The sequence below is a fragment of the Streptomyces sp. NPDC054961 genome (genome assembly GCF_053609145.1).
Window position 1 is genome coordinate 22,726 of record NZ_JBSGWY010000012.1, and the last position, 11,213, is coordinate 33,938.

The 11,213-nt window shown below is 74.0% G+C and carries 13 protein-coding genes and 1 tRNA gene; 6 read left to right on the plus strand and 8 right to left on the minus strand.

What is annotated here, in order from left to right; all coding sequences use genetic code 11:
• Positions 1-92 precede the first annotated feature (92 nt).
• The 3 genes from ACWF9Z_RS13825 to ACWF9Z_RS13835 all read left to right on the plus strand — a co-directional run bounded on the left by ACWF9Z_RS13825 (position 93) and on the right by ACWF9Z_RS13835 (position 2,117).
• The gene (locus tag ACWF9Z_RS13825) at positions 93-1,265 is read left to right on the plus strand and encodes a helix-turn-helix domain-containing protein (RefSeq protein WP_453601495.1); all 1,173 of its coding nucleotides are present in this window, start codon (positions 93-95) and stop codon (positions 1,263-1,265) included.
• A gap of 80 nt (positions 1,266-1,345) precedes the next feature.
• Entirely contained in the window at positions 1,346-1,948 is a 603-nt protein-coding gene (gene orn / locus ACWF9Z_RS13830) for an oligoribonuclease (RefSeq protein ID WP_453601498.1), read from the plus strand.
• A gap of 96 nt (positions 1,949-2,044) precedes the next feature.
• Positions 2,045-2,117: transfer RNA gene (locus ACWF9Z_RS13835), tRNA-His, on the plus strand.
• Positions 2,118-2,239: 122 nt separating this feature from the next.
• Here ACWF9Z_RS13835 and ACWF9Z_RS13840 read toward each other — a convergent pair.
• Positions 2,240-3,265 (minus strand): LacI family DNA-binding transcriptional regulator, encoded by a 1,026-nt coding sequence (locus tag ACWF9Z_RS13840; RefSeq protein ID WP_453601500.1) that lies wholly within the window; start codon positions 3,263-3,265, stop codon positions 2,240-2,242.
• Between the two features lie 96 nt (positions 3,266-3,361).
• Positions 3,362-4,195, minus strand: coding sequence for an NAD(P)H-binding protein (locus tag ACWF9Z_RS13845; protein WP_453601503.1), 834 nt, complete (start codon positions 4,193-4,195; stop codon positions 3,362-3,364).
• Positions 4,196-4,299: 104 nt separating this feature from the next.
• On the opposite strand from ACWF9Z_RS13845, the gene ACWF9Z_RS13850 reads away from it, so the two are divergent.
• Positions 4,300-4,812 carry a MarR family winged helix-turn-helix transcriptional regulator gene (locus tag ACWF9Z_RS13850; protein ID WP_453601506.1) on the plus strand — a complete coding sequence of 171 codons (513 nt, stop codon included), beginning with the start codon at positions 4,300-4,302 and terminating at the stop codon, positions 4,810-4,812.
• 134 nt (positions 4,813-4,946) lie between these two features.
• Here the strand turns inward: ACWF9Z_RS13850 and ACWF9Z_RS13855 are convergent, their stop codons facing one another.
• From ACWF9Z_RS13855 to ACWF9Z_RS13875, 5 genes are all read right to left on the minus strand, one after another.
• Positions 4,947-5,249 carry a hypothetical protein gene (locus tag ACWF9Z_RS13855; protein WP_453601509.1) on the minus strand — a complete coding sequence of 101 codons (303 nt, stop codon included), beginning with the start codon at positions 5,247-5,249 and terminating at the stop codon, positions 4,947-4,949.
• Positions 5,250-5,382: 133 nt separating this feature from the next.
• Positions 5,383-6,087: a disulfide bond formation protein B gene (locus ACWF9Z_RS13860; RefSeq protein WP_453601511.1), complete on the minus strand. Its 705-nt coding sequence runs from the start codon at positions 6,085-6,087 to the stop codon at positions 5,383-5,385.
• Positions 6,088-6,098: 11 nt separating this feature from the next.
• On the minus strand, positions 6,099-6,263 hold the full coding sequence (locus ACWF9Z_RS13865) for a DUF5993 family protein (protein ID WP_453601514.1): 165 nt from the start codon (positions 6,261-6,263) through the stop codon (positions 6,099-6,101).
• A gap of 79 nt (positions 6,264-6,342) precedes the next feature.
• Positions 6,343-7,722: a sensor histidine kinase gene (locus tag ACWF9Z_RS13870; RefSeq protein WP_453601517.1), complete on the minus strand. Its 1,380-nt coding sequence runs from the start codon at positions 7,720-7,722 to the stop codon at positions 6,343-6,345.
• Positions 7,719-8,408, minus strand: coding sequence for a response regulator transcription factor (locus tag ACWF9Z_RS13875; RefSeq protein WP_453601520.1), 690 nt, complete (start codon positions 8,406-8,408; stop codon positions 7,719-7,721). Before ACWF9Z_RS13875 ends, ACWF9Z_RS13870 begins: the two co-directional genes overlap by 4 nt.
• Positions 8,409-8,487: 79 nt before the next feature.
• Here ACWF9Z_RS13875 and ACWF9Z_RS13880 point away from each other — a divergent pair, with 79 nt between their 5' ends.
• Together ACWF9Z_RS13880 and ACWF9Z_RS13885 are read left to right on the plus strand one after the other, a co-directional pair.
• Positions 8,488-9,021, plus strand: a complete 534-nt coding sequence (locus ACWF9Z_RS13880; RefSeq protein ID WP_453601523.1) for a hypothetical protein — start codon at positions 8,488-8,490, stop codon at positions 9,019-9,021.
• A 28-nt stretch (positions 9,022-9,049) separates the two neighbouring features.
• On the plus strand, positions 9,050-10,636 hold the full coding sequence (locus tag ACWF9Z_RS13885; RefSeq protein ID WP_453601526.1) for a class I adenylate-forming enzyme family protein: 1,587 nt from the start codon (positions 9,050-9,052) through the stop codon (positions 10,634-10,636).
• Here the strand turns inward: ACWF9Z_RS13885 and ACWF9Z_RS13890 are convergent.
• Positions 10,609-11,213: spermidine synthase (locus tag ACWF9Z_RS13890; RefSeq protein WP_453601529.1), on the minus strand; the 605-nt coding region annotated here is incomplete at its 5' end. The two genes, ACWF9Z_RS13885 and ACWF9Z_RS13890, sit on opposite strands and share 28 nt — an antisense overlap.

Sequence of the window (11,213 nt, forward strand, 5' to 3'; positions counted from 1 at the left end):
TTTACGGCGGGGGATCCACGTGCAAGGCCGAGGGGAAACGTGCAGGTGCGACCAGACCAAGGAGTCGCGACACCCAAGGGGGGCTTAGCGCCATGAGCCAGGATTCCACCGCCGTCATCGCGGACGGCAGGAAGCTCGCGGGGCGTCGCCGCAGGGAGATCGTCGCGGTGCTGCTCTTCAGCGGCGGGCCGATCTTCGAGAGCTCCATTCCACTTTCCGTGTTCGGCATTGACCGGCAGGACGCGGGAGTTCCACGCTATCGACTGCTCGTGTGCGCCGGGGAGGACGGTCCGCTGCGGACCACCGGCGGACTCGAACTGACCGCGCCATACGGGTTGGAGGCGATCGCCCGTGCGGGCACGGTCGTCGTTCCCGCGTGGCGTTCCATCACCTCTCCGCCGCCGCCGGAGGCGCTCGACGCGCTGCGTCTGGCGCACGAGGAGGGGGCCCGAATCGTCGGACTGTGCACGGGAGCCTTCGTGCTCGCCGCCGCCGGTCTGCTGGACGGCCGGCCCGCGACGACGCACTGGATGTACGCGCCGACGCTGGCCAAGCGGTACCCGTCCGTCCACGTCGATCCGCGCGAGCTGTTCGTCGACGACGGCGACGTGCTGACGTCCGCGGGCACCGCGGCCGGAATTGATCTGTGCCTGCACATCGTGCGCACGGACCACGGCAGCGAGGCGGCCGGGGCCCTGGCCCGCAGGCTCGTCGTTCCGCCGCGCCGCACGGGTGGCCAGGAGCGCTATCTCGACCGGTCGCTGCCGGAGGAGATCGGCGCCGACCCGCTGGCCGAGGTCGTCGCCTGGGCGCTGGAACACCTCCACGAGCAGTTCGACGTGGAGACGCTGGCGGCGCGCGCCTACATGAGCAGGCGCACGTTCGACCGGCGGTTCCGCTCGCTCACCGGCAGCGCGCCGCTCCAGTGGCTGATCACCCAGCGGGTGCTCCAGGCACAGCGGCTGCTCGAGACCTCCGACTACTCGGTCGACGAGGTCGCCGGACGCTGCGGGTTCCGCTCGCCCGTCGCCCTGCGCGGGCACTTCCGCCGGCAGCTGGGGTCCTCCCCGGCCGCCTACCGCTCGGCCTACCGGGCCAGGCGCCCGCAGGCGCCGGACGTGGCCCAGGTGACCCAGCTGTCGGATTCGCCACTTCCGCACCAGCGCACTCCGCAGCCCCAGCGGGCCGCGGCGGCACTGGCCGCCGCCGGCAGTACGGTCACGGAGCTCTACTCCCCCGGCCGGGTCCTGCGCGAGCACGCGTAGCACCGCGAAGGCACTGCTCGTAGGAGGTCCCCCGCATCGGCGGTCACCGGTGTGGGGGACCTTCCGCATAAGGTGGGCGCATGAACGATCGCATGGTGTGGATCGACTGCGAGATGACCGGGCTCTCGTTGACGGACGACGCACTTATCGAGGTGGCCGCACTGGTCACCGACTCGGAGCTCAACGTGCTCGGCGAAGGCGTGGACATCGTGATCCGCCCGCCGGACACGGCCCTGGAGACCATGCCCGACGTGGTGCGCGAGATGCACACCTCTTCCGGCCTGCTCGACGAGCTGGCCGGCGGGACCACCCTCGCGGATGCCGAGGCACAGGTCCTGGCCTACGTACGGGAACACGTGAAGGAACCCCGCAAGGCCCCGCTCTGCGGAAACACGGTCGGTACCGACCGCGGCTTCCTGCTGCGCGACATGGCCGCGCTGGAGGGGTACCTGCACTACCGGATCGTGGACGTGTCCTCGATCAAGGAGCTGGCGCGCCGCTGGTACCCGCGCGCGTACTTCAACAGCCCCCCGAAGAACGGCAACCACCGGGCGCTCGCGGACATCAAGGAGTCCATCGCCGAGCTGCGCTACTACCGGGAGGCGGTCTTCGTGCCGCAGCCCGGACCGGACTCGGACACGGCGCGCACCATCGCCGCCAAGCACGTGGTCCCCGGCGCGTAACACCCACCGGAGGGCGGCGCGGGGAAAGGGGGGAGCGAGCACCCTCCCGGACCCTGTACGCTTTTCTTCGGCCGGTCGGTTTTCCGACCGGACATGGTGGGTGTAGCTCAGTTGGTAGAGCACCTGGTTGTGGTCCAGGTGGCCGCGGGTTCAAGTCCCGTCACTCACCCTGCGAGAGGGCCTCGTTCCGCGGAAGCGGAGCGGGGCCCTTCGCCTTTCCCCCGGCGCTCCTTTTCTTTTTTGTACGGTGCTTCGTCGCCCCGGCCCGGGCTGCGAAGCATCAGAAGAGGCTCACGAGGACTCCCGGACCACCAGCTCTGTCGGGACCACCACGGCCGCGTCCTCGTCCTCTCCCGCTATCCGCGCGAGCAGGAGCCGCGCCATGGTCCGCCCCATCTCCTCGACCGGCTGGCGCACGCTGGTCAGCGGCGGGTCCATGTGCCGGGCGAGCACCGAGTCGTCGAAGCCGACCAGGGCCACGTCCTGCGGTATCCGGCGGCCGGCCGCGCGCAGCTCACGGCGGGCGCCGGCCGCCATCACGTCGGAGGCGGCGAAGACCGCGTCGAGGCCGGGGCGGCGCTCCAGCAGCGCGCGCATCGCCCGGCGGCCGCCCTCCTCGGTGAAGTCCCCGTCCGCGATCAGCAGCTCGTCGACGGCGTGCCCCGCGTCCGTCAGGGCCTGCCGGTAGCCGTCGAGGCGGCACCGGGCCCCGTAGACATCGAGCGGCCCGGTGATGGTGGCTATCGTGCTCCGGCCCCGGCCCAGGAGGTGGCGGACCGCCCCCGCCGCGCCCGCGAGGTTGTCCGAGTCCACCCAGGGCAGTGTCTCGGCGGCGGAGCGGCGTCCGCTGAGGACGGTCGGAATACCCAGCTCCTCCAGCAGCTCGGGCAGCGGGTCCTCGGCGTGGACGGAGACGAGGAGCACCCCGTCGACCCGGTGGCCGGAAAGGTACTGCGCGAGGCGGCGGCGCTCGCGCTCGTTCCCGGCCAAGGTCAGGACGAGCTGGACGTCGGTCTCGGCGAGGGTGGCTCCGACCCCGCGCACGACGTCGGAGAAGTAGGGCTCGGTGAAGAAGCGGGCCTCGGGCTCGGGGACGACGAGCGCGATGGCGTCGTTGCGGTTGGCGGCCAGCGCGCGGGCGGCCCGGTTGGGCACGTAGCCGAGCTCGGACACGGCGGCCTCGACGGCGGCCCGCGTGTGCTCGCTGACCTTCGACGAGCCGTTGATCACCCGAGAGACCGTGCCGCGGCCGACTCCGGCGCGTGCCGCGACCTCTTCCAGCGTCGGCCGTCCCCCACTGCGCGTCTGCCCGCTCATGTCGTCCTCCCGGTCGTGAATCTACCCCCGCACCCCCGCTCCGGCGCCACCCCTGCGCGGGCCCGGCCGGGACCGGCAGCCCGAGCTCCCGACGCCTCAGGCGCGGAAGGCGTCGGCGTGGTCAGCGGACCAGGTTGCGAAGGTGCGGGGCGCATGGCCGGTGAGTCGCTCGACCGCGTCGGTGAGGTCCACCGGGAGGCCGTCGGTGGAGGCCCAGAAGTCGAGCAGGGCTTCGGCGTACGGACCCGGTATGTACCCGTCGACCTCGGCCTTCCACTGCTCGCGGGAGACGGGCTCGAAGGGCAGGGGACGGCCGAGCGCCTCGCCCAGTATGTCCAGTTGGGCCGTGAAGGTCAGCGACTGCGGACCGGTCAGGGTGTACGCGCGGCCGCCGGGCGACGGGTCGGTGAGGACCGCGAAGGCGGACTCGGCGATGTCGGCCTCGTGGACCGGGTCACAGAACGAGCCCGGATAGGGCAGGTGGACGGGTCGGCCGGACTTCAGCGGCCAGGCCCAAGCGAGGGCATTGCTCGCGAAGGAACCGGGGCGCAGCAAGGTCGTGCGCAGCGGGGATTCGAGGAGGGCCCGCTCGACCGCGAGGTGGGAGGCGGCGAGCGGGCTCTCGGCGGCCCCGGGGCCGAGCACCGAGGAGGAGGACAGGAGCACCACGTGCTCGACGCCCGCGGCGACGGCCTCCTTGACGAAGGCGTCGACGGCGGCGGCCTCGGCGTAGAGGAAGACGGAGCGGATCCCGGCGAGGGCGCCGGGGAACGTGGCGGGATCGGTGAGGTCACAGGGGACGGTCCCGGGTGTGTCCGGCTCGCGGGAAGCGAGGCGGTGGGGGACGCCGTGGGCGGCGAGCAGGGCGGAGAGGCCGCGGGCGACGGCGCCGCGGCCGCCGGTGACGAGGATCTCGGGAGTCTGCGACATGAGGGGTACGTCCTGTTCCTGATGAGTAGACTAGGTACGTGACGCAGACTCTGCGTTACACATTCTCTGCGTCACACACATAAATTTGGAGCACGGAGAGCCCGATGTCAACCGATAACCCTCGTTCGAGTGATGAGTGGACCCGCGCGGAGCTGCTCGCACGCATCGTCACGGAGAGCCAGCGGCACTACGCCGACTACTCGCTCTTCAACCAGGCCATGGCCGACCACGTCGGCCTGCACCCCACCGACATGCAGTGCGTCGCCCTGCTCGACATGGAGCCGGCGCCGGTCAGCACCGGTGACATCGCCCGTCTCACGGGCCTGACGTCCGGCTCCGCCACCCGGCTCGTCGACCGCATGGTCAAGGCCGGCATCGTCGAGCGCCACGCCGACCCGAAGGACCGCCGACGCTCCCTGGTCGCCCTCGCGCCCGCCGCGCGCGACCGGATCGGCGCCGCCTGGGAGACCCCCGGCCGCGCGTTCGGCGCCGTGCTCCAGAGCTACTCGGACGCCGAACTCACGGTCATCGCCGACTACCTGCACCGCGCCGCCGAAGTCGGCCGCGCCCAGGCGAAGCGGCTGAACTCGGGCTCGGGGGACGACGACACCGCCTGATCCCCGGACAGCGCCCGCACCCAGGGCCGTCCCGCGGGGCCGCCGCGCGGAGCGGGGCCGCGCGGGGGCGGGTGCGGGGGCAGAGGCAGGGACGGGTGCGGGGGCGAACGCGGGGATGGAGCGGGGGCCGGTGCTCAGCCCGGCGAGGACCCCATCGCCGCCAGCGCCTTCGTCAGGTCCTCGGCGGTCATGACCGGAGCGACCTCGACCTCGGCGTTGAACTGCGTGAACAGGTCCGACACCAGCGGCGGCAGCTGGGCGCTGTCCTGCAGGTCGAAGACGATCCACCAGGACCGGACGCCCTCGTGGAGGCCGAAATAGGCGGCCTCCGGCTTCACGGCCGCCATGAAGTCCTTCATCGCCGCCGCGAGGGCGCCGCTCTTGATGCCCTCGTTCGTCGCGGCCGTGTCGAGATGGGCTCTGAGCATGACTCTCATGCCTGGCTCCTTTCGTCACGGCCACCCTGGGCGGGGGCGCGGACGGCGGCAACATCTCCGCCTCCGTCCGGGCGCGCGACCGCTCCGGGCGCGTGCGGATTCCCGCGCGGACACCGTCGGCCCCGCGCCGGGTTCATCCGGCCGGAGGCCCGGAAGGCAGTCCCGACGGCGCCCCGGACGGCGCCCCGGTCGGCCGCCCGTCCAGGATCCCGACGTCGTAGAAGAACTGGTAGCGCGTCGGCTCGTCCGGCAGGAACCAGTGGAAGCCCTCCTCCAGGAAGACGGCCACGAGATTCACGGCGATCACCAGCCCCAGGAACCACAGCGCCGCCAGCCCCACCGCCCGGTACGCCCCCTCCCCCTCGGCCGGGATGACCCGGTCCGCCGTCGCGTGGGCGAAGGCCATGACGACGCCGACGGCGACGACCGAGGCCTGGAAGAGGATCCACGCCCAGACGTACAGGTGCAGGCCGAACACCTCGCTGCCGTACCCCTTGTCGCCCGGCAGGACGTGCAGCATCGTCTGCCGCCACGACGCGAACGAGCCCCCGACGGCGGCCACGAGGGCCAGGCCCCAGCCCGTCATGTAGTCGCGGCCCGTCACCGCCCCGCGGCGCAGCGCCGTGTGGACGATGTGGGCGGCTCCCATCGCCGCCAGCAGCATGAACATCCGCTGCACGACGCAGAGCGGGCAGGGGTGCTCCCACGGCCCGAACTGGTAGAAGAGCCCGCCGCAGACCACGCCCGTCCAGCCGATGACGAACACGCAGGCGAACCAGTACTGGACGCGGCCCAGCAGCCCGCCCTCCAGCGCAGCCTCCGGGAGGAGGCTGTACATCGCGGCCACCGTCAGTAGCTCAGGGTGAGGGCGAGGCCGCCGGTGACGTGGTGCGCCAGCAGCAGGATCACTGCGAGGAACATCAGCCACCAGGCGCCCAGAACGAGCGTCCGGGAGGAGTCCCGGTACATCGCGATCAGGGTGGCGAGGAGGCCGCCGAAGATGAGGGTGTCCATGGCGCGGACCGTATCGACATAGGGACATACCGGGCGCGCGGCGCGCCCCCGACCGGCTCCCCTTTACGCCGGTCGCCCGTCAGGCGCCCCGTCCCTTGCGCCGACTGCGCCGTCCCTCGCCCCGCAGGCCCTGCGCCCGCCCGTCCAGGGCGATCCACACCCGGACCTCGGTCCCGCCGAGCACCGAACGCCCCAGCCGCACGTCGCCGCCCGTCGACTCCGCGACCCGCCGCACGATGTCCAGGCCCAGGCCCGTCGAACCGTCGCGGCCGCCGTCGTTGCCCCGGCGCAGCGCCGCGTCCGGGTCGGAGATCCCCGGCCCCGCGTCCGAGACGAGCACGATGACCGCGTCCCCGGCGTCGTGGACGTCCACCGCGAAGGGGGTGCCCTCCGGGGTGTGCCGGAAGACGTTGCCGAGCATCGCGTCGAGCGCGGCCGCCAGCTCCGGCCGGGCCACGGGGATCCGTACCGTACGGTCGACCCCCGCGAGGCGCACCTCGCGGCCCTCGTCCTCCGCCAGCGCCGACCAGAAGGCCATCCGGTCGCGGATCACCTCGGAGGCGTCGCAGCCGGCGCCGCCCCCGCCCGCGGCGGCGGCGGGCGCGCGCTGCTCGCGCGCCGTCCGGATGATCGTGTCGACCTCGCGCTCCAGCTGTTCCACGGCCGCCCGCGTCTGCTCCGCCGCCGGACCGTCGCCGAGGGAGGCCGCGTTGAGCCGCAGCACCGTCAGCGGCGTCCGCAGCCGGTGCGAGAGGTCGGCGGCCAGCTCCCGCTCGTTGGCGAGGAGTTCCATCACCTGGTCCGCCATCGAGTTGAACGCGACGGCCGCCGAGCGGAGTTCCTTCGGCCCGTCCTCCGGGACCCGCGCCCCCAGCCGCCCCTCGCCCAGCCGGTGCGCGGCGTCCGCGAGCCGCTCGGCCGGCCGCACCAGGCGGGCGCCGAGCCGGTCCGCGACCGCCACCGAACCCACGATCAGGGCGAGGCCGACCCCGGCGAGGATCACCCAGGCGGTGGCCACGCCGTTGCTGAGTTCTCTCTCCGGTACCCGGATCTCCACGATCGCGATGTCCCCGGAGCCCAGCGCGATGGGCTGGAGCAGCGCGGACCCGCCGCCCGCCACCGGCACCGTGGCGGCCCGCCCCATCTCCCGGGTCCGGGTCACGGCCTGCCGGCCGGCCCAGCCGTCGCCGATGTCCACGCGCGGGCTGTCGCCGACGGCCGGGATGTGCACGGCCATCCGCCGCGCGGCGCCCATCTGCGTGGACTCCACGGCCTTGCGCAGCTGCACCGGGTCGGTGGTGATGGACAGGGTCGGCCCGATGGTGGCGGCCTGCCGCTCGGCGTTGGAGAACGCGCGGTCGCTGGCCATCTCCTGGACGACCAGCCCGAGCGGTACGGCGAAGGCCACGACCACCATGGCGGTGACCGCGAGGCACACCTTGACCAGCGCCCACCTCACGCCGGCGGCTCCAGCTTGACTCCGACACCCCGCAGCGTGTGCAGGTAGCGCGGGCGGGCGGCGGTCTCGCCGAGCTTGCGGCGCAGCCACGACAGGTGGACGTCGATGGTCTGGTCGTCGCCGTACGACTGCTGCCAGACCTCGGCGAGCAGCTCCCGGCGGGCCACGACCACGCCCGGCCGCCCGGCGAGGAAGGTGAGCAGGTCGAACTCCCGCCGCGTGAGGTCCAGTACGGCCCCGTCCAGTTCGGCCTGGCGGCGCAGCGGATCGATGGCGAGGCCGCCGACGCGCAGGACGCGGGAGGGCGGTTCGACCCCGGCCGCGGAACGGGCGCGGCGCAGGACGGCGGCCATCCGGGCGGACAGGTGTTCCACGGAGAAGGGCTTGGTCAGGTAGTCGTCGGCGCCGTCGTTGAGCAGCCGGACGATCTCCGCCTCGTCGTCGCGGGCGGTCGCGATGATCACGGGCACGTCGGTGATGCCGCGCAGCATCTTGAGCGCCTCGGCGCCGTCCAGGTCGGGCAGCCCGAGGTCCAGGATCACCACGTCGAAGCGGTGGTGCGCGACCTCGCGCAGGGCCTCCAGGGCGGTACCGACGCTGCGCACCGTGTGCGAGGCCTCGGTCAGGTGCCGGATGAGGGCGGAACGTACGAACTGGTCGTCCTCGACCACGAGCACACTAGCCATGGCCCGCACCGTAGCCCATTCGGGGGACACCCAGGGGTGCCGGGCCACGTCTGTGGCGGGTGGTGCAGTATGTCCCCCGATGCGACGAGGACTTGCACATGCCGGGGCGTGGACGCTCGCGACCGGGGCGGCGGTGACGCTGTCCTGGTGGGGCGTGCACACGGTCATGTCCGGCACGGCGTACGATCCGCCGCTCGCGGTGCCGCTGACCACGCAGCCGCTCTCGTCCTCCACCCACCAGGCGCAGCCGACGCCGGACGAGCCTCCGCCGTCCCCCTCGCCGTCACCGGCCGCGCCCTCCCCCTCCGCCTCCCTCTCGCCTTCCGCCGCCCGGTCCCCGGCGCCGTCCGCGCCCTCCCCGCAGCCGAACGGGAAGGGGTCCGGGGGCGAGCAGGTGAAGTCCTACAGCGTCTCCGGCGGGCGGGTCGTCTTCGATCTGCACGCCTCCACCGCCGATCTGGTGTCGGCGACCCCGTCGGCCGGCTGGCGGATGCAGGTGTGGAAGCAGGAGTGGTGGATCCGCGTGACCTTCACCCGGGACGACGGCCGCGAGGTGTCGGTTTTCTGCACCTGGCACGACCACCCGCCGCTGGTGGAGATCGTCGACCCGTAGTCCGGTGCCGTACGGATACGGTCACCCCATGAACGGCGCCGCGCGGTACGTCACGGATCTGATCGACGCCTGCGAGCGGTACGGGGACCGGCCCGCCCTCGGGTCCGGGCCGTGGGTGCTCACGTACTCCGAGGTGCTCTCCTGGACGTACCGGCTGGCGGGCGCCCTGGACGGGCTGGGCGTGCGGCGCGGCTCGGCGCTGGCCTGCGTGACGGCGGGCAGTCCGCCCCGGGCCCTGCTGGTGCGGCTGGCCGCCCACGTGCTGGGCGCGCGGCTCACCCAGGTGTGCGTGGGCCCCGCCACCCACGGCCTCGGCCTGCTCCTACGGGACTGCGCGCCCTCCCTGCTGGTCCACGACACCCCGGTGCCGCCGGGCCCGGGCGCCCGCATCGGCCTGGCCGGACTCCTCGAGCTGGCCGCCGCGCGCCCGGCCCTGCCGGTCGCGGTGGCGGCGCGCGGTGAGGACGTGGCCCGGGTGACCTACACGGGCGGCACGACGGGGCGCCCCAAGGGGGTGGCCTCGACGTTCGCCTCGATGGCCGCCCGGACCGCGACGCGCCGCGAGCCCGGCGGTCCCGGGGCCGGTGACCCGGGCGGCTCCGGGCCCGGCGGCCCCGTCCCGGCGGTGTTCGTGTCGACGGGCTCGCTCTCCCAGCGCTCCGGCGGCCGCTGCCTGGAACAGCTGCGGACGGGCGGCCGCTCGGAGCTCCTCCATCCCTTCGGCGTCCGGGCGTTCGCCGAAGCCTGCCGACGGCTGGGGCCCGCGTCCACGTACCTGACGCCCGCGGCGCTCTACCGGCTGCTCGACGACCCGGCGACCGCGGACGGGGTGCCCGGCCTGGTCCAGGTCTCCTACGGCGACTCCCCCGTCCACCCGGAGCGGCTGCGCCGGGCGCTGACCCGCTGGGGCCCGGGGGTGCGCTGGAGCCAGGGGTACGGGATGAACGAGGCGGGCGTGCTGTGCCGGCTGTCACCGGCGGACCACGACGCGGCGGCCGCCGCCCGCCCGGAGCTGCTGGGCTCCGTCGGCCGGCCCGTGCCCGGGGTGGAGCTGGAGGCGCGCGGTGCGCACGGGGCGGCCGTCGTGCCGGGTGCGACCGGGGAGCTGTGGGTGCGGTCCCCGATGGTGATGGCCGGCTACCGGAACCTGCCGGGCCTGACGGCGCGGGTGCTGCGGGACGGCTGGTTCCGGACCGGGGACGTCGGCCACTTCGACGACGACGGCTACCTGTACCTCGACGACCGGGTCAAGGACGTGGTCATGGTGGGCGGGGAGAACATCTACTGCGGTCCGGTCGAGGCGGCCCTGACCCGGCACCCCGCGGTGGCCGAGGCGGCCGTGGTGGGGCGGCCCGACGACGTCACGGGGGAGGCGGTGTGCGCCTTCCTGGTCGCGGCCCCCGGGCACGCCCCCACGGACGCGGCGGCCGCCGAGGCCTGCGCGCTGGTCGCCCGGACGCTGGCGCGGGACCACCGCCCGACGGCGGTGTTCTGGGAGACGGACCTGCCGCTGACGGACCGGGGCAAGCCGGACAAGCGCCGGCTGCGGGCGAGGGCGGCCGCCTCGCCCTCGGCGCAAGCCCGCCCTCAGTGGAAGACGGACGGCGGGGGCTGAGGTGAGGCCACCGCGGAGGCGTCCGAGACCGGAGCGGCGCCGCCCGCGAAGTCGGTGAGGGCCCGGCCGTGTTCCACCCGGCCCGGGTGCGGGTCGCTCGCCACGCGGCGGGTGAACTCGGCGAGCGGGAGCTCCCGGTCGGCGGCCACCAGAACGGCGTTGCCGAAGCGCTTGCCCCGCCACACCACCGGGTCGGCGGCCAGCGCCAGCTCCGCGAACCGGGACGCGGCCGTCGCGATCTGGCCCCGCAGGTGGGACAGCGGCGGACCGTCGGCGAGGTTCGCCACGTACCAGCCGCCCGGCGCCAGGGCCCGGCGCACGTCGTCCAGGAACTCGGCGCTCGTCAGGTGCGCGGGGGTGCGGGCGCCGCTGAACACGTCCGCGATCACCAGGTCCGCCCAGCCGTCCGGGACCTTGGCCAGGCCCGCCCGCGCGTCGACCGCCCGGACCCGGGGGCGCCCCCCCGGGGGCCCCCGGGGGGGGGGGCGGGCCAGAGCCACGAACCCCGCGGGGAGAGCTAAGATAAGTAGGGGCGCGGCGGGGGGGGAGGCGGCCGGGTAACACGCCGGGGGGTGAT